This is a genomic window from Synechococcus sp. FACHB-909 (assembly GCF_014698945.1).
In the GTDB taxonomy this organism is placed as follows: domain Bacteria; phylum Cyanobacteriota; class Cyanobacteriia; order PCC-6307; family Cyanobiaceae; genus Cyanobium.
Map to the genome: position 1 here is coordinate 661,224 of NZ_JACJTY010000001.1, position 17,933 is coordinate 679,156.

A 17,933-nucleotide genomic window follows, 5' to 3' on the forward strand; every position below is an offset into this window, starting at 1 on the left:
GATCTGGCGAAGGCGCCCGGGCTCCACGGACCGGCGTGGTGGCCACGGGCGCGCCCGGCAGGACCCGTAAGAAACCCCGCCCCCTCCTTCCCCGTGCTAGCCACCGCCCCAGGCGGCGGATGCAGCACATCCGCGGCTGCATCGCGCTGCTGCCGCCATCACCCGGAGCGGTTGCCGCTCCCCTGTCAGGGGACGCTCTGGAGGGAGCCCCTCTGGGTCTTCACCTTGGCCCAGACGGCCTCGGTGCCGGCCGCGATCGCTCTCAAGCTGAGGGCGTGGATCCGCAGAACCTGTCCCCTGGGGATGATGCCGAGGGACGAATCCGAGCGGATCGTGTTCTGGGAACCCAGATACACCGACGTGATGGTGGTGACATCGGCATTGGGGGAGGGCTTCCTGGCGATGTTGATGGTGCGGTCGTCGAGAAGGGCGCCGGAGGGATGCGCCTTGCCGATGTAGATCCAACCCTGCAGGTCGGAGGCGGCGATCTTGGCCGTCGTGATCTCCTCGAGAGCCTGGGCCACCGGCGAGGGTTGAACCTGAGCTTTCACCACGGCCTTCTGCTGGCGAGCCGCTGGCGATTCGCCGATCAGCTTGTCTTCCTTGCGGATCTGGCGCTGCACGATCACATCCTCCGTACGCGCCAGCATCTCCAGGGCGTTCTTGCAGGTTGACTGCTCAGGAATGCCGCGGCATCTCTGAGGTTGTTCTTTCCGCTCTGGAGCGCGATGTTGGCGCTATTCATCTTGTCTTTGTCATTGGCCGCAATGATGCAGAGGCCAATCAGGGCAACCTTGCCCTTGGTTTCATTCTCGCCCGTGAGATTGTCCATCTGATCGAGGATCTGCCTGGAGAAGGCCTGCGTTCGCCTGGCCTCCTCAAGAGAGTGGGTGATCTGCATCGAGCTCCAGGCCTGGAAAGCCCCGGAGAGACACCACCGAAGCCGTGAAGATGCTGAGATTTCTGATCAGAGAGGAGGTCTCATCGGAAGGAGAGGGTCCCATGCTTCCTCAGACCTCAGGCTATGGGCGGCCGGCCTCCATGACCTTCAGCTCCAGGCAACGTCACACCATCTCCGCTCTGCGGTGGCCCCTGCGGATCGTGACGCCCGGACATTGACCCCCGCCGTTGACAGTCGCCATGGACGTGCTAGATCAGTGCAGTCTGCCGCTGAGGCGGGCTTCATCTCAGGGATTCTGAGGTTCACCATGAATCACGACGTCGCCGTCCTCATCGGACGGTTCCAGCCCTTCCATGTGGGGCATTTCGGGTTGGTCGAAGCGGCCCTGGAGAGGGCCGATCGGCTGATCCTGCTGCTCGGCAGCCACCGCTGTGCCCCCGACAACCGCAACCCCTGGAGCAGCGAGGAACGGGAGGCCATGATCCGGTCCGCCCTTCCGGCCGCGTGGCAGCGGCGGCTGGAGGTGATCCCGATCCGCGACCATCTCTACTCCGACAATCTCTGGCTGGCGGAGGTGCAGCAGAAAGTGCTCGCCGTCACGGCCGAGGACGAACGGGTGCTGCTCATCGGTCACCGGAAGGATCGCAGCAGTTACTACCTCGATCTGTTTCCTCAGTGGGACTTTCAGGATGTGCCCCTCAAAAGCGACGTCCACTCCACGGCCATTCGCCAGGCCTACTTCTCTGACGCCGCTGCAACCGAGTGGGCCGCCCATGTCCCGGAGGCGGTGCGGGCCTTCCTGACGGACTACCGGGACACGGGCCGCTACCGCTGGCTGCGCCAGGAGGCCGACTACATCGCCGGCTACCGCCAGCTGTGGTCGGTGGCGCCCTACCCGCCCACCTTCGTCACCACCGATGCGGTGGTGGTCCAGTCGGGCCATGTGCTGGTGGTGCGCCGCCGGGTGCGGCCGGGCCAGGGGCTGATCGCCCTGCCGGGGGGCTACCTCAACCAGCAGGAGCAGGTGGTCGATGGAATGCTGCGGGAGCTGCGGGAGGAAACGGGCCTCAAGGTGCCCAAGCCCGTGCTGGAGGGATCGATCGCCGATCGCCACGTCTTCGATGCTCCGGGACGCTCCCAGCGCGGCCGGGTGATCACCCACGCCTTCCTGATCCAGCTCAAGGGCGGGGCCCTGCCCTCCGTCCGCGGCGGCGATGACGCCGAGAAGGCCTTCTGGATGCCCCTCGCCGACATCTACGCCCACGAAGACAGCTTCTTCGAGGACCACGTCCAGATCATCCAGCACTTCATCTCGCGACTCTGAGCAGCGCACACCATGGACTTCAATCTTCTGCTCGACACCGACAGCTACAAGGGCAGCCACTGGCTCCAGTACCCCCCCGATCTGACCGCCATGGGGGCCTACATGGAAAGCCGCGGCGGCGAAAACCCCGACACCCTGTTCTTCGGACTGCAGATGCTGCTGCAGGACACCCTGGAGCGGCCCGTCACCCGGGGCGATGGGGAGGAGGCCGCCGACCTCTGGAGCGCCCACGGCCTGCCCTTCAACCACCAGGGCTGGCAGCGTCTCCTCAGCGTCCATGGCGGCCGGCTGCCCCTGCGCATCCGGGCCGTCCCCGAGGGCAGCCGGGTACCCACCGGCAACGTGCTGATGACGGTGGAGTCCACCGATCCGGCCCTGGCCTGGCTGGTCACCTGGGTGGAGACCCTGCTGCTGCGCCTCTGGTACCCCACCACCGTGGCCACCCGCAGCTGGCACTTCCGCGAGCTCCTGCGGGCAGGCCTGGAGCGCTCCGCCGATGACCCGGCCGCCGAACTCCCCTTCCGCCTGCACGACTTCGGCTCCCGCGGCGTCTCGAGCCGGGAAAGTGCCGCCATCGGCGGCCTGGCCCACCTGGTGGCCTTCCGCGGCACCGACACCGTCGCCGCCCTGGTGGCGGGCCGGCGCCACTACGACGGCCCGATGGCCGGCTTCTCGATTCCGGCCGCCGAACACTCCACGATCCTGGCCTGGGGGCAGGAGCACGAGCTGGAGGCCTACCGGACCATGCTCGACCGCTTCGCCAGGCCCGGTGCCGTGCTGGCGGTGGTCTCCGACGCCTACGACCTCTGGAACGCCGTCGACCATCTCTGGGGGGAGCAGCTGCGGGAGCAGGTGATCGCCTCGGGCGCCACCGTGGTGATCCGGCCCGATTCGGGCGACCCGGTGGCGATCGTCCCCGAGCTGCTGCGGCGCCTGGAGGCCCGTTTCGGCAGCCGGCTCAACGGCAAGGGCTACCGGGTGCTGGAGCACGTGCGGGTGATCCAGGGGGATGGCATCACCGCCACCAGCCTGCCGCTGGTGATCGAGGCGATCCTGGCGGCGGGCTTCAGCGTCGAGAACGTGGCCTTCGGCATGGGTGGCGGCCTGCTGCAGCAGGTGAACCGGGACAGCCAGCGCTTCGCCTACAAGGTGTCGTGGGTGGAGCGGGCCGGCCGGATCCGGCCGGTGCACAAGTGCCCCATCACCGATCCCGCCAAGACCAGCAAGGCCGGCGTGCTCGACCTGATCCGCGACGAACGGGGGTACCGGACGGTGGTGCTGGAGCGACCGGAGCCCCATCCGGCCAGCTGCCTGCAGACCGTTTTCGAGAACGGGGCGCTGCGGCGGCGCTGCAGCCTCGAGGAGGTGCGCTCCCGGGCGATGCAAGGCTGAGGGGCCGCCCTCCCTGCCCCCCGGCGCCATGCCCGGCCACCGGTTGCCGTTGCTGCTGATCCTGCTGGCCCTGCTGCAGGGCGGGCCCGCGGCAGCGGCGCCGGCCTTCCGGGCCACCGTGGTCTCGGTCGGCGATGGCGACACCCTGCGGGTGCGCCGCGGCCAGGAGCGGATCACGATCCGCCTGGCCTGCATCGATGCCCCCGAAACGGCCCAGAGCCCATGGGGCCAGCAGGCGCGCCAGGCCCTCCTGATGCGCCTGGCCGTCGGGCGGCCGGTGACGATCCAACCCCACAGCACCGACCGCTTCGGGCGCACGGTGGCCGAGGTGATCCGTGACACCAACATCAACCTGGCCCTGGTGGAGGACGGCCTGGCCTTCGCCTACCGGCGCTATCTGGCCGGCTGCGACGGGGCGGCCTACCTGGAGGCCGAGGAACGGGCCCGCCGCCAGGGGCTCGGCGTCTGGCGGGTGCCGGGTGGGATCACCCGGCCCTGGGACTTCAGGCGCGGCCGACGTTCCGCCCGGATCCCCGATGGCACCACCCCCGACGGCCGCCGCCACTTCTGCAGCCAGATCGGCTCCCATGCCAGGGCCCAGGAGCTGCTGCGCCAGGGCCACAGCTACCTGGACTCCGATGGCGACGGGGAGGCCTGCGAAAGTCTGCGCTCCTAGGGTTCAGGGGCCACAGGGTGGCTGGCCATGATCCCTCCCGAGGCCACGGACTGGCAGGCCCTGTCCGGGCCGGAATGCCTGCGCCGGCTCGGGGTCGAGAGGGAGGGGCTGGGCGGGGCCGCCGCGGCCGAACGCCTGGCCACCACGGGCCCCAACCGGCTCGTCCTGCCGCCGGGGCCGGGTCGTTGGCGGATCCTGCTGGACCAGTTCAGCAACGTGATGTTGCTCCTGCTGCTGGCGGTGGCGGCAGTCTCCGCCGGGCTGGCCGTGGTGGACCACGCCATCCCCAAGGATGCGATCGCGATCCTGCTGATCGTGGGGCTCACCGCCCTGCTCGGCTACCTGCAGGAGAGCCGGGCGCTGCTGGCCCTGCGCAGCCTGCTGGATCTTGCCCAGCCCCTGGCGCGCGTCCGCCGCGACGGATGCTGGCAGGGCCTCCCCGCTGACCAGCTGGTGCCGGGGGACCTGATCCGCCTCGAGAGCGGTGATCGGGTGCCCGCCGACGTCCGGCTGCTCGAGGCCAGCGACCTGGGAGCGCAGGAGTCGGCCCTCACGGGCGAAGCCGACCTGGTCGGCAAGCGCCCCGAACCGCCCCTGGCAGCTGACACGCCGCTGGTGGAGCGCAGCAACTGCCTCTTCCTCGGCACCGCCGTGGGGCGGGGCCGGGGCCTGGCGGTGGTGACCGCCACGGGCATGGCCACCGTGCTGGGAGGCATCGCCACGCTGATCCACACCGCCCGTCCGGAGCCGACGCCCCTGCAGCAACGGCTGGCGGACCTCTCCCGCCGGCTGGTGGCCTGGGCCCTGGGGCTCGTGGCGGCGGTGGTGCTGGGGGGCTGGCTGCTCGGCGGCTCCCCCCTGGCGCTGCTGGAGCTGGCCCTCTCCACCGCCGTCGCGATCGTGCCGGAAGGGCTGCCGGCGGTGATCACCGTGAGCCTCGCCATCGGCACCCAGCGGATGGTGCGTCGCGCCGCCCTGGTCCGCCACCTGCCCGCCGTGGAGGCGCTGGGCGCCATCACCGTCATCTGCACCGACAAGACCGGCACCCTGACCCAGAACCGGCAGGTGGTGACCGAGCTCCGCTGCGGCACCCTGGCCCTGCGCCCCGACGAGGAGCACCAGGGCGGCCGGGGGGCCGACGACAGCCGCCATGGCTTCCTGACCACCGAGCTGGCAGCGCCGCCGGGGGCCGTGGCCGGGCTCAGCCCCGGCCACCTCGAGCTGCTGCTGCAGGCCGGGGTGTTGTGCAACGACGCCGAGCCCCAGCAGCGGGGGGGAATGGGCGATCCCACCGAAGTGGCGCTGCTGGAGATCGCCGCCCGGGCGGGCCTGGAGGCCACCAGCCTGCGGGCGCTGCACGGCCGTGCCCACGAGATGCCCTTCTGCTCGGAGCAGCGGATGATGGCGGTGTGGGTGAGGGACACCGACGGCCGCCTGACGGCACCTCTGGGCCCCCCAGTCCTGGGTCTGAGCCCCGCCGGGGGCTCCCTGCTGCTGATCGCCAAGGGAGCACCCGAGGCGATCCTGCACCGCTGCGACCGCTGGCTGGACGGCGCGGGGGTGCGTCCCCTCAGCGAGGCCCAGCGGGACTGGTGGCTGGCCCAGGCCCGCGGACTGGCCGCCTCGGGGCTGCGGCTGCTGGCCTTCGCCGCCGCCCCCCGGCATGGGGGCCCGCAGGCCGGGCTGGAGTCCTTGGTGCTGCTGGGCCTGATGGCCCAGCGGGATCCGCCCCGGCCGGAGGTGCCCGCTGCCGTGGCCCGCTGCCGTGGGGCCGGCATCCGGCCGGTGATGGTCACCGGCGACCATCCGCTGACGGCGCGCTCGATCAGCGAGGCCATCGGCCTGGCGGAACCGGGAAGCCCGATCGTTCAGGGCCCGGAGCTGGAGGGCCTCGACGCGTCGGCGCTTGAAGCGCTGGTGCGACGGACCAGCCTCTTCGCCCGGGTGGTGCCGGAGCAGAAGCTCCGCATCGTGCGGGCGCTCCAGGCCACCGGTGCGGTGGTGGCCATGACCGGGGACGGGGTCAACGACGCCCCGGCCCTGCGCCAGGCCCACGTCGGTGTGGCCATGGGCATCAGCGGCTCGGACGTGAGCCGGGAGGCGGCCGACGTGGTGCTGCTCGACGACAACTTCGCCTCGATCGTCAATGCCGTGGAGGAGGGCCGGCAGGTGTACGCCAACATCCGCCGCTTCGTGCGCTTCATCCTCGGCTGCAACCTGGGCGAACTGATCACCATCGGCTCGGCGCCGCTGCTCGGGCTGGCCCTCACCCCCCTGCAGATCCTCTGGATCAACCTGGTGACCGACGGACTGCCGGCGCTGGCCCTCGCCCTGGGCCCGCCCGCCGAGGATCTGATGTGTCAGCCGCCGATCGAGCCCGGCGAATCGATCTTCGCCCGGGGTCTGGGCAGCGCCATCCTGCGTATCGGACTGGTCTTCGGTGCCCTGGTGGTGGCGCTGATGGTGGTGGCCGCCCGGCTGGGACGGCCCTGGCAGACGATGGCCTTCACCACCCTCTGTCTGGCCCAGCTGGGCCATGCCCTCTCCGCCGGCAGCGATCGGGCCCTGTGGCGCTCCGCTCCGGCGGCGAACCCCTGGCTGCTGGGGGCGGTGCTGGTCAGCGCTGCCCTGCAGCTGATGCTCCTGTATGTGGCGCCGCTGGCCCATTTCTTCGGCGTCACCCCGCTGACGGCCAGCGAGCTGGGGGCCTGCGGGGGCGTCAGCCTGGTGTTCGTCACCTACCTGGAGCTGGAGAAGTGGTGGAGCCGCTAGCGGCCTGCGCCATGCTGGACGGCCACGCCACCCCCACCGGCGCATGAGCCTCGATCAGGCCCGTTCCTTCCTGGCCCGCATGCAGGACGACCAGGCCCTGCGCGCCGAGGTGCTGGCCGCCGCCACCGCCGACGACGTCGCCCAGATCGCCGCGGGCAGGGTCTTCGACTTCTCGGGCGATGAGTTGCTGCGCCTTTCGGGGAAGAAGGTCGGTCGGGTCACGGTGACCAAGCAGGACATCCCCGGGGAATACAACTGATTCCTGCCTGACCCCTCCTTGCGCCCCGCCCCCAGTGCCATCGCCGACAAGGCCAGCCCTTAAACGCACATCGGAGGCGCTACGCCATCTTCCATCGCCGGTTCTGCCGAGCAGGTTCAACTCAGCTCTGCCCATCACGGCCGGCTGCCGCCTTCAACGCTGCTGCCAGTGACGCCGTGAACCGGCCCAGGTTGTAACGGGATTCCACCCGTTCCCTGGCCCGGCGTCCCATCGCAGCAACCCTGTCGGGATCCTGGAGCAGAGACAGGATCGCCTGGCGCCAGCCGGCCACATCGCCGGGCTCCACCGTGATGCCGAATCCTTCCCGTTCCACGTCGATATCCAGCGGAGCATTTCGGGTCATTATCACGGCGCGCCCCATGGCCATCGCATCGAGCAGGCTGGTGAGGCCCGCCAGCATCGGTGTGGCCTGCAGGGGTATGGCAATGATGTGGGAGCGGACATAGGCATCGATCACATCCCGGTGGTACTGAAGAGATCGCTTCCGTTGATCAGAGCTGGTGATGATGACGCTGGTGTTGGCATCCACGGATCCGGCCTCCGGAGCCGAAACATCGCTGCAGAAGATCTCGGCGTTCACGGGCAGACCCTGCAGCGCCCGGGCCAGGGTGTCATGGTCCCGCTTCGACTTGCCGGCACACACGATCCTGATCCGCTCGCTGGCCTCGGGAGGCCTCCAGGTGGGATAGAACTCCAGATCCGCCCCCCAGTCGATCAGCTCCAGCTTGCCAGCCTGATCCGGTGCCAGACGGCGCACCGATTCCAGAGCCGATTGGGTTAGAAACAGCAGACGATCATGGCCGGCCACCAGTCCAGGAACCTCAAGGGGGTGGACCGGGTGATGGATCAAAGCCACCAGGGGAATCCTGAGCAGGTTACGACTGCGCAGGTAGGCAAGAATGCGGGTGTTGTATTGACAAGCTGCGTAGATCAGATCCACCGATCCGGCCATGGCACAGGCCGCGATCTGCTGACGCACGAAGGGCCCTTTGAAAAATCTGGACACATCAGCGTGGAGACCACCCCTGGCCGTATCGATGTAGGGCGGGATGAGCGTCTCGATGCCGAAGTCGGCCAGATGGGCCGCTCCCCAGAGCTGCTGGCCGGCCGTCAGGCCCTGGCCATACCTGAGGCGGGCCCGATGCATGGAATAGTTGTTGAGAAGCAGGATGCGCAGGGTCATCTATCTTCTCGGCCGGGGGAGCATCGCAATGAGAAACCCTTCGGCCCTGGGGCCTGGGCCAGGGGTTCCCCCAGCGTCTGAAGAAAGGTTGGCTTGATGGCGATGGTGCTGCGGGTAGCGGGAACACCGAGGGCAAGTCTGGCGCTCGCAGCTCGTACAACCATGCCAACAGGTCGATCCGAGCTCCGGCGAACGGTAAAGGAATCTCCTCGTCGTGACGAGGCCCCCCTGGGAAAAGGCGAGGCCCTGTGAGCGGGTGCGGGGCGTCGATCAGGCGACCGCCAGCCGGCGCCACTGGCTGCGGAACCTGGGCGGCACCGGATGGGGCTCGTAATCCCTCGGATCACTCGGTCCGTGGCGGAGCACGGCATTGACGAGCAGGGCGGGGATCCGGCCCCGGTTGATGGCGCCGTGGGGCACCCCGGGGGGAATGCAGACCCAGGTGGCCTCGTCCTCCCGCAGGGGGATGCGGCGCAGCTGGCGGTTCTGGAGCACCACCAGATCGATCGCTCCCCGCAGCACCAGCAGCTGATCGGTCTGAAAGCGGTGGCAGAAGAGTTCGAAGGCGTCTCCCCTGGCGATCTCGGCGATGAGGGTCTCGTCGCTGGTGCGGGGCGCGGAGAAGAGGGCGTCTCCGTGGAGCGTTCGCTGGACGGGGACGAGCTCGACGGTTCGGGACAGGGCGGTTCCGGACAGGCCGGTTCGGGACAGGGCCATGGTGGTCACGGCAATATCGTTAACTTTCGCGACCATTTCCCCGGGCGGTCGTCGTATCAGCTACAGACAACCGCGGCTGTCAGGATTCACTCGCGGTTGTCGCCGCGCCGCCAGCGGCGAAGCGCCGGTTCACCTCGTTCCAGTTCACCAGCGACCACCAGGCGGCGATGTAGTCCGGCCTGCGGTTCTGGTAGTCGAGGTAATAGGCGTGCTCCCAGACATCCAGACCCAGCAGGGGCACGCCCCGCTCGATGCCCGGCAGATCCATCAGCGGGTTGTCCTGGTTGGCGGTGCTGGTGATCGCCAGGCTGCCGTCGGGTCGCCGGATCAGCCAGGCCCATCCCGAACCGAAGCGGTCGGTCGCCGCCCGGGCAAAGCGCTGCTGCAGGGCTTCGGGGGAGCCGAAGGCCGCGGTGATCGCCGCCTCCAGCTCCGCCGAAGGGGCACCGCCCTGGCCCGGGGGCGCCATCACCTGCCAGAAGAGGGAATGGTTGTAGTGGCCGCCGCCGTTGTTGCGCACGGCGGCCGGGTAGCGCGACATCCGGCCCTGCAGATCCTCCAGCGCCATCCCCTCCAGCTCGGGGTGGTCGGCGATCCGGGCGTTGAGGTTGGCCACGTAGGCGGCGTGATGGCGGTCGTGGTGGATCGTCATCGTGGTGGGCGCGATCGCCGGAGCCAGGCCATCGACCGGGTAGGGCAGTGGCGGCAGCACAAAGGCGGCCAACGCCGGCGCCGGGTCGGCCATGAGCACCCCCAGAGCCATCAGGGCGGCAAGGCCGCAGGCCCGAAGAACCCGGAAGAACGGAAGCAGGAGCATGGACCGGACAGGGCAGTGGCGTCGGTTCTAACCGCTCCACCGGTCGGCGGCAGGGGCTCAGGCGGAACGCCAGTCGAGCCAGGGCAGCCCGGGAAGGATCGCGGCGGTCGCCTGGCGGTAGGCGCCGTAATCCGGATGGAGCAGCACCAGGCGGGCCTCCTCCCGGCGGGCCTTGAAGCCGAGCACGACGACCAGCCCAAGCATCAGGCCCAGATGCAACAGGCTGCCGAGGGCCACGGTCACACCCAGGGAGCAGAGGATCAGGGCCTGGTAGAGCGGGTGGCGGCAGCGGCCGTAGGCCCCGGTGGTCACCAGGGGGGCGTCGGCCATGGGCTCGGGCAGGGGGCTGAGGCTGGCGCCCAGGTTCAGGGCTCCCTGGCCGGCCAGCACCAGCCCGAGGGCGAACAGGGCCAGACCCCCGAAGCGCACCGGCAGCGGCCAGGCCAGACCCAGGGAAGCGGGGGAGGGGGTGGCCGGCAGCAGATGGGCCACGATCAGGGCCATCTGGGCGATCAGCCACCACTCGCCACGGCGGTTGTCCCGCAGGCCCCCCCAGGAGAATCCCCAGGCGGTGAGCCTTGCGGCCAGGGCGTTCGGCATCGTGACCTCGCGGATCGGCGTCCACCCCCATGCTGGGGCCGGAAACGGCTCAGGGGCGCAGCAGATCCGCCACCAGGGGATCGAGGGCCGCCGGGTGGCGCAGCAACTGCTGGTGGGTCCAGACCGGCAGCATCCGCCGGGGCCCGATCGGCAGCACCGCCCGCCAGCCCGGCACCACCATCAGATCGAAGACCGTGGCGTAGCTGCGGCAGTCGATCCCCTGCAGCAGGCTGAGGTCGGCATTGAGTTCCCGCAGCAACGGGCTGCCCACCTTGAGGTCGGCGATGCCGGCCAGCGGCCTGCGGGGCCAGGGCTGGGCCGTCAGGGTCCCCTGCTGGGGGCTGCCGAGGCTGATGAAGCGGCGGGTGCGGGCATGGCCGCCCATCCGCTGGATCCAGGTGCGGGCGATGACGCCACCCATGGAGAAGCCCAGGATGTCGACCGGCGTCGCGCTCCCGAAGGCCGCCTCGATCGTGGCGGCGAGCCGCTCGGCCGAGGTCTCGATCGCGGCGGCCCGCAAGGGGAGCGGCAGGGCCGGCTTCAGCAGGGGCTGGCGCCTCCCGGCCAGTTGGCGATCGAGTCGGTCGAAGACCCGGGGCGTGTCGAACAGGCCGTGGACCAGCACCAGCGGCGTCCCCTGGGGAGGCTCAGGGCCGGAGGACATGGAAGTGGCGAGCAGAACCCAACCATCCTGAGCCGCGACCAGGAAACGATGGAGGTGAGGATTCCTTCGATGGACTGGCGATCAGCGGGCCGGCTTGGGGTCTCGCGGCTGAACGGTCAGTGGGGGCTCTGTGGCGGGGAATCTGTTGCCGGAAATCTGCTGCTGCAGGAAATCTGCTGCGGGATGGCTGGCTGAACTGTGTGGCCTGGGCCGGGAACTGGGGGACGAACGCTGCTCGACGGTGGCCGTGACGGACCAGCGGATCGGTCGTTGGTTGAGGGTTACTTGACCAGAGGAGGGGCGGAGGACTCAAGGGTGCGAAGCATGCTGGCGCTCGTCTGGGAGGTCGGGGCGATGCCCGCCGAGGAATCGGCCTTCGACTCTGGGAAGGGGATCACGACCATCGAAATCAGGAAGGCGGCGCCGCTGATGGCGGCGACTGCCAGCTGGGCTACCGGGCTCACAGGATCCATGGCCGTCGTTTCACTGCCCTTTAAGAGTACACCAAGTTATCGCTCATGGCCATGGCCAGAGCAGCGGTGCTGCTGCAACCCTGCCGCGATTGGGCTGAAGCTCCTGGAAAACCGCTGCCGACAGGCGTTTCGGGTGGTGATCCGCCCCTTGCCCGAGCCTCGCCCGGGGCGGCGCGACCACCCCCTGGCCCCCACACCGACCGTCGATAAACTGAGAAAGTGAGGAGAGCATCGGTGACTGGCCCCACGGGACCCACCCCCCAGGACCTGCCCCAGATGAACCGCTATGAGGCGCTGGCCCAGCGCTGGCGGCTTCAGAGCAACAGGACCGACGAGCTCCACGAGACCCTCCGCACCCATTCCTATCTGCTGCTCACCGAGCTGGCGACGGAGCTGGGGGTGGAAGCGAGGACCTGGAAGGAGCAGAGAAACCCCTTCCATCGCCGCTACGTCGAGTACCGGCTCTCCCCCTTTCCCGGATCGGACGGGGAGACCCGGATCGACCGCTACACCCCGAAAGGCGAGCTGGAATTCGCCATCGTCCTCACCTTCGATCACGGGGAGGACCAGTTCCCAAAGACCCGCTTCCTGGTGCCCCTGGCCACCCGCATGTACCGGCAGCACCCCCAGTTCTGCCTGTGGGACCCTGTCGCGGCGGCTCCCCTGGAGGGTTTCCTCTGGGTGGCCACCCGACCTGCCGTGATCCAGGACATCCTCACCGTGCTGGATCGGGAGCTGGCCATTGACCCGTTCGAGGGGCCGCCGACGCCACCGAGGCTCGGTTATCTCTGAGCAGCCGGGGGGGACGCCGCTGCCCTCAGGCCAGCACCGGAAAGCACCCCCTGAGGCCACTGACGAGCATCTGGACGGCGATGGCGCTCAGCAGCAGCCCCATCAGGCGGCTGATCACCTTCTCCTGCAGTTCCCCCAGGGCCTGGCGCAGGGGCATCGAGGCGATCAGCAACAGATAGATCAGGATCGCCAGCAGGCCGATCACACCGCTGAGGGCGAGCCTGCCCTGCCAGGCGGCGGGGGCATCGGCCACCACCAGGGAGATGGCCCCCGGGCCCGCCAGCAGCGGCAGGCCGATCGGCACCACGCCGGCACTGTCCTCAGTGCCGTCCAGGGAACCGTGGCTCACCTCCCGCCCATCGATCAGGCGCAGGCCGATCGGCAGCAGAATCAGTCCCCCGGCCACCCGGAAGGCGTCCAGGGTGATGCCGAACAGGTCGAGCAGGCCCTGGCCCCACCAGCAGGCGGCGATCAGGGCACAGAGAAAGGTGAGCACCGCCAGGCGGCTGATCCGGCGGATCCGCACGGGGTTGCCCCCTCCGGCCTCCACCACCACCGGCAGCAGACCGATCGGCGAACTGATCGCCAGCAGACCGACGGCCGTGTTGATCAGGGACATGGGGGCCCCGGGGACACCGGCAGAGCGATGTCCATCATCGGAGCCCCGGGGGCGCCGCCACGCCGGACACATCCGGTCATCACCCCGCGGCCCCGGCCCCATTGCGCCGTCGGCGAGGGTCGATTGACTGGCACGACCCTCCACGCTCGACCCATGACCGTCACGCGAGCCCGGCTTCGACGGCGAGCCTGCCAGGCCTCTCCCCTGCTCCTGGCCCTGCTGCTTCCCGCACCGGCGATGGCCACCACCTATAAGGCCCTCTGCGGCAACAACCCCTGCAGCATCAACCTCGACGCCAACGGCATCGGAGACAGGAGGAGCTTCATCCCCATCGGCCGCATCGCCCGCTGGTACGCGGGCGGGCAGGAGACCTACGACAGCACCAACGGCACGGTGGGAGCCGTGGGTGGCGGCACCGCCGGGGCCATCGCCGGTGGCCTGCTGCTGGGCCCGATCGGCCTGGTGGGGGGCATGGTGGGCGGGGCCCTCGCCGGATCCAAGGCCGGCAAGACGGCGGACCTCTACTTCACGGTGGTGGGCTACGACAGCGGCGGCGACAAGACGACGCTGAACTTCCGCTTCGTGAATCCCAGGCCCGCCAACCAGCTGAAGCAGGAACTGGCGGTGCTGACAGGCCTGGCCATGGGGGAGACCCGTTCCCTGGCGGAACTGCAGCGCCAGCGGGACGGCCTGCCGCAGCGGCTCGGCAACGGCACCGGGCCGCAGTCGATTCCCTCCCAGTCCTACGTGTCGCCCTCCCGTTACCGCTGAGCCTCGAGCGCCAGCTGATCCAGGGCCTGCTGCATGGTGGCGGTCACCTGCTGGTAGCAGGCCTGCACATAGGCCCGGTCGCGGCTGGCGGCGTGGCCGCTGCGCTCCAGGCGGATCGGCGGACACACCCGCGTGTGGATCCGCACCGGCAGGGGCAGGTTGAGCAGCGGCCCCAGGGCCAGGCCCCAGGGAAGGCCCAGGTAGAGGGGCATCACCTCGGGATCGATGCCGAACAGCCAGGGCATCCCCCGTTCGTGCAGCGCCCGGAACTGGGGGTAGAAGTCCTCCAGCACCACCAGGGTGTCGTGGGCCCCCCAGGAGATCACCGGGACGATCGGCAGGTCATGCCAGATCGCCAGGCGCAGGAAGCCGGTGCGGCCGGCGAAGTGGATGCGGCCCCGGTCCCGGTGGGGGCGGAAGGTGTCCTGGCCGCCGCCGGGATAGACCAGCAGGCTGTTCCCCTCCTCCAGGGCCGCCAGGGCCAGGCGGGGGTGATAGGGGATGGCTCCGGTGCGGGCGGCCAGATCCGCCAGCGGCGGATAGCCCAGCCAGACCTTCGGGTGCGCCAGCCCCAGCACCGGGCGCTCCAGGCCGAAGCGGCGGAACCAGTCGTACATGACCATGTGCATGTCGGGGGCCGCCAGCCCGCCGTTGTGACTGCCCACGAACAGCAGCGGATCGGCGTCGGGGATGTGCTCCCAGCCATCGGAGACGACGCGGAAGTAATGGGCGTAGAACCAGCCCCAGAACGGCATCAGCCGCTGGATCAACTGCGGATCCCGGCGTTGCCAGCGACGCAGCGCGGCCTGGCGGCAGACGGACATGGGGGAGGGGGGAGCGGGCTGGAGTCTGGCCACCGGACGGGCGCCACCGGGACGGTGACAGCTCTTTCTAGGCTCACCAGGCGTCTGGAGCCCCATGGCCGAGCTCACCCTGCTGTTCGATGGCGGCTGCCCCCTGTGCCTGCGGGAGGTGAACACCCTGCGCCGCCGCGACCGGGGGGTGGGCCGGCTGGCCTTCGTGGACGTCAATGACCCCGCCTACGACCCGGCCCGCCACGGCGGCATCACCTACGCCGAGGCCATGGGCCGCATGCACGCCCTGCGCAGCGACGGCGAGGTGATCCGGGATGTGGAGGTGTTCCGCCAGGCCTATGGGCTGGTGGGTCTGGGCTGGCTCTACGCCCCCACCCGCTGGCCCCTGCTGCGGCCCCTGGTGGATGCCCTCTACGGATTCTGGGCCCGTTGGCGTCTGGCCATCACCGGCCGGCCGTCCCTGGAGGTTCTCTGCCGCGAGCGCTGCGCGGTCCCTTCTTCTGCTGCCGTGGCACCGCAGACTCCGGCTCAGCACCTCCACCCCGCATCATGAGCGGCCGATAAAAAATCCGGCAGAGCCCTTGCAGGTGCCCCACCGGATCGGGATTCCAGGAGACAGCAACCCTAGAAAACCGATTCTGTTGACGCTGACAACCGGACACCTGGCCGGGTAGCTGCCACGACCGATCGGCAAGGCGGATCGGGCTGACAGGATCCGGAGAGTTCTCTCAGGGATTGCAGCGTGGGCAATCCCCGGGATCGGCCGTAAGTCGACCATCCGGGCGGGGCCGCTCCTCCCGATGGGCGCAGGCGACGCAGCCCCACACCTCGGCCAGAAGGCGCTCGGTGGGGTGGCCGCACCAGCTGCAGGGCAGGCCGACCCGCACGTCGCAACGGCCCCAGCCCGGCGCACCGCAGGCCGGACAGGGACGGGCGATCCGCCGGACCAGCCGGAACGCCAGAGAGCGGATCGCCAGCCGTCGGGTCGGGTTGCAGTGGGCCCGCATGTCGGTCTCCAGCCAGACCGAGCCATCGCTCGAGGCCCGGGCACAGCGGCCCATCGCCTCGGCCAGCGCCGCATGGGTCCGCAGTCCTTTGATCAGGGGGGTACCGGGGCTGCCCCCGTCGCCGTCGCCGCCATGGGGACTGGCGATCAGGGCATGGGAGGGAAAGCCCACCCGATCGAGCCAGTCCTGGATGTCGTCCTGCGGTGACACCCGCCGGCGGTCGAAGTTGGTGCGCGTCGCCACCAGGCTCTCGGCGATCAGCAGACCCTCGCGGCGGTCCACGAAGGTGAGCCACTCGGTGCCCACCGTCATCCAGGGGAGGGCGGGGTGGGACCCGAAGCTGCCCTCACTGGCCAGCCCGAGATCCAGACCCGTGTCGTCCATGCCGGCCTCCGCCTTGCGCCGGCAGGTCTCGAGGGCATCGGCGGGACGGGGCCGTTCACCGCTGAAGGTGCCGAGCAGGTCGGTGTCGAAGCCGGTGGCCAGAACGAGGCTGAGGTCGAGGCCGTGGCGGAAGGGCCTGGCCAGCAGCCGCTCCTTGCCATGGCGGGTGGCCAGGCTGACCGGACGGCCAGCAAAAGCCGCCGGAGGGCGACAGGCGAAGGGCGGCAATCCGATCACCGGGACTTATCGGCTGGATTGGTAATCCTGCGTCGAACTAGCACCCAACACCCACATCTGGTCATTAATGTTCCCGGACTCCAACACCAGGTCCTGCCCGGTGGTTGGGCACCACGCAACGATCACACCATCAAGCCCAATCATCCGCAGCTCGCCGTGCAGCCCGCCGGAGCCTCCCGCCATGCCATTCGCCGTGACATGACCCTCGCCATGCCCGCCCGACCGCTGCAGCTGACCCTCCGCGCTGATGATCATGTGCCCGCCGACATCAGCTGGCGGATCGACGATGGCTACATCCGAGCCAACACCTGGAATGAAGAGGGAGAGTCCATCACCCTTGGCATCTGGGGACCGGGCGATCTGATCACACCCATCGGCTGTGATGTGACTCCCTACGAGCTCATCTCCCTCACCCGGGTGGTGGTGGTCGAATTCGAGCCAAGCGAGGGCGAGACCCTTGACTTCATGAGGGATCTGTTCACCCAGACCACACAGTTGCTGCAGATCCACCGCGTCCGACCCGCCGACTCCCGGCTGCTGCGGTTGCTGCACTGGATCGGGGCCCGCTTCGGCCGGGTCAGCACCAGCGGCACCACCCTCTCGCTGGAGGACATGAACCTGACCCACCGCCAGCTCGCCGACATCGCCGGCATGACCAGGGTCACCGTGACCAAATCCCTGACCCGGTTCCGCAGCAAGGGCCAGGTCGTCAAGGTCAGCGAGGCCGATCTGCTCGTCCCTCGCGCCGCCAGCCCCCAGATCCCGAGCGAAAACCCAGACACCCTTCCCGTGGCCCCCTTCCCGTTCCCGAAAACCCTTCGCCATGAACCACCCGCCCACCGGAACGCCGGTTTCGACACCCCATGACGCCATCCCCTGGCATCAGCAGCTCCGCCGCAGCCAGATCGTCCAGTCCCTTGAGGCTGTCCAGGACCTGATCGCCATTTCCCTCTGCCTGGGGCTGTTCGGCGTGATGGTGCTCCAGCTGAAGCGAACCTTTTCGACCCTCTTCTCCACATCGGAGTTTCACGAGGTCACGGCCGACATCCTGTTCATCCTGATCCTGGTGGAGCTGTTCCGCCTGCTGATCATCTATCTGCAGGAACAACGGGTGTCGATCGGGGTGGCGGTGGAGATCGCCATCGTCTCGGTGCTCCGGGAAGTGATCGTCCGCGGCGTGCTGGAGACGGACTGGCAACAGATCCTGGCGGTCTGCCTGTTCCTGATGACCATGGCCCTGCTGATGGTGGTGCGGGTGTGGCTGCCTCCGACATTTGCCGGCGTCGACCCTGAAGCCCAGGTGTCGGCGCGGATGCGCCAGCAGCAGGAGTAAGCGGCCCTCCAGGCCATTTAGCAGCGGATGTTGTTCGGGATACCTGTGTCCTAAGCCTTGTATTCCTGAATGCATAAGCCAGATTTATTCAGGAGATTGGCAGGTCTGCTTCAAGTCGGCACCCAGGATTAGAACTCAACCACTAATGTTGCCGGACCCCAAATCCGGGGTCGCCA

20 protein-coding genes are annotated in these 17,933 nt (G+C 69.2%); 10 read left to right on the forward strand and 10 right to left on the reverse strand.

The annotated features are described in order from the left end of the window. Positions 1–185: 185 nt before the first annotated feature. Both H6G99_RS03260 and H6G99_RS03265 read right to left on the reverse strand, forming a co-directional pair. On the reverse strand, positions 186–650 hold the full coding sequence (locus H6G99_RS03260; protein ID WP_190609773.1) for a hypothetical protein: 465 nt from the start codon (positions 648–650) through the stop codon (positions 186–188). Beyond that, entirely contained in the window at positions 626–901 is a 276-nt protein-coding gene (locus tag H6G99_RS03265; protein ID WP_190609775.1) for a hypothetical protein, read from the reverse strand. The genes H6G99_RS03260 and H6G99_RS03265 overlap by 25 nt, the downstream gene beginning before the upstream one ends. 307 nt (positions 902–1,208) lie before the next feature. Between H6G99_RS03265 and H6G99_RS03270 the strand changes: the two genes are divergently transcribed. From H6G99_RS03270 to H6G99_RS03290, 5 genes are read left to right on the forward strand one after another with little or no spacing between them, the layout of a single operon-like run. Beyond that, positions 1,209–2,225: a bifunctional nicotinamide-nucleotide adenylyltransferase/Nudix hydroxylase gene (locus H6G99_RS03270; RefSeq protein ID WP_190609776.1), complete on the forward strand. Its 1,017-nt coding sequence runs from the start codon at positions 1,209–1,211 to the stop codon at positions 2,223–2,225. A gap of 12 nt (positions 2,226–2,237) precedes the next feature. After that, complete coding sequence (locus H6G99_RS03275) at positions 2,238–3,617, forward strand: nicotinate phosphoribosyltransferase (RefSeq protein WP_190609778.1); 1,380 nt, start codon at positions 2,238–2,240, stop codon at positions 3,615–3,617. 28 nt (positions 3,618–3,645) lie between these two features. Next, a complete protein-coding gene (locus tag H6G99_RS03280; RefSeq protein ID WP_190609780.1) occupies positions 3,646–4,293 on the forward strand; it encodes a thermonuclease family protein in 648 nt (215 codons plus the stop codon). Positions 4,294–4,320: 27 nt separating this feature from the next. Continuing rightward, positions 4,321–7,065, forward strand: coding sequence for a cation-translocating P-type ATPase (locus tag H6G99_RS03285; protein WP_190609781.1), 2,745 nt, complete (start codon positions 4,321–4,323; stop codon positions 7,063–7,065). 43 nt (positions 7,066–7,108) lie between these two features. Next, the gene (locus H6G99_RS03290; protein WP_190609783.1) at positions 7,109–7,324 is read left to right on the forward strand and encodes a Nif11-like leader peptide family natural product precursor; all 216 of its coding nucleotides are present in this window, start codon (positions 7,109–7,111) and stop codon (positions 7,322–7,324) included. A 121-nt stretch (positions 7,325–7,445) separates the two neighbouring features. Here H6G99_RS03290 and H6G99_RS03295 read toward each other — a convergent pair whose 3' ends face one another. The 5 genes from H6G99_RS03295 to H6G99_RS03315 all read right to left on the reverse strand — a co-directional run bounded on the left by H6G99_RS03295 (position 7,446) and on the right by H6G99_RS03315 (position 11,326). Then, complete coding sequence (locus tag H6G99_RS03295; RefSeq protein WP_190609784.1) at positions 7,446–8,528, reverse strand: glycosyltransferase; 1,083 nt, start codon at positions 8,526–8,528, stop codon at positions 7,446–7,448. Between the two features lie 270 nt (positions 8,529–8,798). Then, the gene (locus tag H6G99_RS03300; protein ID WP_094584209.1) at positions 8,799–9,245 is read right to left on the reverse strand and encodes a cupin domain-containing protein; all 447 of its coding nucleotides are present in this window, start codon (positions 9,243–9,245) and stop codon (positions 8,799–8,801) included. Between the two features lie 79 nt (positions 9,246–9,324). Continuing rightward, positions 9,325–10,062, reverse strand: a complete 738-nt coding sequence (locus H6G99_RS03305) for a superoxide dismutase (RefSeq protein WP_502707664.1) — start codon at positions 10,060–10,062, stop codon at positions 9,325–9,327. 57 nt (positions 10,063–10,119) lie between these two features. Further along, the gene (locus tag H6G99_RS03310; RefSeq protein ID WP_190609786.1) at positions 10,120–10,662 is read right to left on the reverse strand and encodes a methyltransferase family protein; all 543 of its coding nucleotides are present in this window, start codon (positions 10,660–10,662) and stop codon (positions 10,120–10,122) included. A 49-nt stretch (positions 10,663–10,711) separates the two neighbouring features. Then, a complete protein-coding gene (locus tag H6G99_RS03315; protein ID WP_190609788.1) occupies positions 10,712–11,326 on the reverse strand; it encodes an esterase/lipase family protein in 615 nt (204 codons plus the stop codon). Positions 11,327–12,033: 707 nt separating this feature from the next. Between H6G99_RS03315 and H6G99_RS03320 the strand changes: the two genes are divergently transcribed. Further along, a complete protein-coding gene (locus H6G99_RS03320; protein WP_190609789.1) occupies positions 12,034–12,591 on the forward strand; it encodes a hypothetical protein in 558 nt (185 codons plus the stop codon). 25 nt (positions 12,592–12,616) lie between these two features. On the opposite strand, the gene H6G99_RS03325 is transcribed toward H6G99_RS03320, so the two are convergent. Beyond that, entirely contained in the window at positions 12,617–13,210 is a 594-nt protein-coding gene (locus tag H6G99_RS03325; protein ID WP_158219475.1) for a MarC family protein, read from the reverse strand. Between the two features lie 153 nt (positions 13,211–13,363). On the opposite strand from H6G99_RS03325, the gene H6G99_RS03330 reads away from it, so the two are divergent. Further along, entirely contained in the window at positions 13,364–13,981 is a 618-nt protein-coding gene (locus H6G99_RS03330) for a hypothetical protein (RefSeq protein WP_190609791.1), read from the forward strand. On the opposite strand, the gene H6G99_RS03335 is transcribed toward H6G99_RS03330, so the two are convergent. Continuing rightward, positions 13,972–14,805 (reverse strand): lysophospholipid acyltransferase family protein, encoded by an 834-nt coding sequence (locus H6G99_RS03335; protein WP_190609793.1) that lies wholly within the window; start codon positions 14,803–14,805, stop codon positions 13,972–13,974. The two genes, H6G99_RS03330 and H6G99_RS03335, sit on opposite strands and share 10 nt — an antisense overlap. A gap of 94 nt (positions 14,806–14,899) precedes the next feature. Here H6G99_RS03335 and H6G99_RS03340 point away from each other — a divergent pair, with 94 nt between their 5' ends. Beyond that, positions 14,900–15,349, forward strand: a complete 450-nt coding sequence (locus tag H6G99_RS03340; RefSeq protein ID WP_190609794.1) for a thiol-disulfide oxidoreductase DCC family protein — start codon at positions 14,900–14,902, stop codon at positions 15,347–15,349. A gap of 175 nt (positions 15,350–15,524) precedes the next feature. On the opposite strand, the gene H6G99_RS03345 is transcribed toward H6G99_RS03340, so the two are convergent. Next, complete coding sequence (locus H6G99_RS03345) at positions 15,525–16,424, reverse strand: DUF6671 family protein (RefSeq protein ID WP_353617155.1); 900 nt, start codon at positions 16,422–16,424, stop codon at positions 15,525–15,527. A 156-nt stretch (positions 16,425–16,580) separates the two neighbouring features. Here H6G99_RS03345 and H6G99_RS16515 point away from each other — a divergent pair, with 156 nt between their 5' ends. Next, positions 16,581–17,291: a Crp/Fnr family transcriptional regulator gene (locus H6G99_RS16515; RefSeq protein WP_158219474.1), complete on the forward strand. Its 711-nt coding sequence runs from the start codon at positions 16,581–16,583 to the stop codon at positions 17,289–17,291. Continuing rightward, positions 17,248–17,757 carry a phosphate-starvation-inducible PsiE family protein gene (locus H6G99_RS03355; protein WP_190609796.1) on the forward strand — a complete coding sequence of 170 codons (510 nt, stop codon included), beginning with the start codon at positions 17,248–17,250 and terminating at the stop codon, positions 17,755–17,757. The genes H6G99_RS16515 and H6G99_RS03355 overlap by 44 nt, the downstream gene beginning before the upstream one ends. Positions 17,758–17,933 lie beyond the last annotated feature (176 nt).

Coding starts and splice junctions, on each gene's coding strand:
- H6G99_RS03260 (WP_190609773.1), bottom strand. CDS start 650: ATGCTGGCGCGTACGGAGGATGTGATCGTGCAGCGCCAGATCCGCAAG.
- H6G99_RS03265 (WP_190609775.1), bottom strand. CDS start 901: ATGCAGATCACCCACTCTCTTGAGGAGGCCAGGCGAACGCAGGCCTTC.
- H6G99_RS03270 (WP_190609776.1), top strand. CDS start 1,209: ATGAATCACGACGTCGCCGTCCTCATCGGACGGTTCCAGCCCTTCCAT.
- H6G99_RS03275 (WP_190609778.1), top strand. CDS start 2,238: ATGGACTTCAATCTTCTGCTCGACACCGACAGCTACAAGGGCAGCCAC.
- H6G99_RS03280 (WP_190609780.1), top strand. CDS start 3,646: ATGCCCGGCCACCGGTTGCCGTTGCTGCTGATCCTGCTGGCCCTGCTG.
- H6G99_RS03285 (WP_190609781.1), top strand. CDS start 4,321: ATGATCCCTCCCGAGGCCACGGACTGGCAGGCCCTGTCCGGGCCGGAA.
- H6G99_RS03290 (WP_190609783.1), top strand. CDS start 7,109: ATGAGCCTCGATCAGGCCCGTTCCTTCCTGGCCCGCATGCAGGACGAC.
- H6G99_RS03295 (WP_190609784.1), bottom strand. CDS start 8,528: ATGACCCTGCGCATCCTGCTTCTCAACAACTATTCCATGCATCGGGCC.
- H6G99_RS03300 (WP_094584209.1), bottom strand. CDS start 9,245: ATGGCCCTGTCCCGAACCGGCCTGTCCGGAACCGCCCTGTCCCGAACC.
- H6G99_RS03305 (WP_502707664.1), bottom strand. CDS start 10,062: ATGCTCCTGCTTCCGTTCTTCCGGGTTCTTCGGGCCTGCGGCCTTGCC.
- H6G99_RS03310 (WP_190609786.1), bottom strand. CDS start 10,662: ATGCCGAACGCCCTGGCCGCAAGGCTCACCGCCTGGGGATTCTCCTGG.
- H6G99_RS03315 (WP_190609788.1), bottom strand. CDS start 11,326: ATGTCCTCCGGCCCTGAGCCTCCCCAGGGGACGCCGCTGGTGCTGGTC.
- H6G99_RS03325 (WP_158219475.1), bottom strand. CDS start 13,210: ATGTCCCTGATCAACACGGCCGTCGGTCTGCTGGCGATCAGTTCGCCG.
- H6G99_RS03330 (WP_190609791.1), top strand. CDS start 13,364: ATGACCGTCACGCGAGCCCGGCTTCGACGGCGAGCCTGCCAGGCCTCT.
- H6G99_RS03335 (WP_190609793.1), bottom strand. CDS start 14,805: ATGTCCGTCTGCCGCCAGGCCGCGCTGCGTCGCTGGCAACGCCGGGAT.
- H6G99_RS03340 (WP_190609794.1), top strand. CDS start 14,900: ATGGCCGAGCTCACCCTGCTGTTCGATGGCGGCTGCCCCCTGTGCCTG.
- H6G99_RS03355 (WP_190609796.1), top strand. CDS start 17,248: ATGAACCACCCGCCCACCGGAACGCCGGTTTCGACACCCCATGACGCC.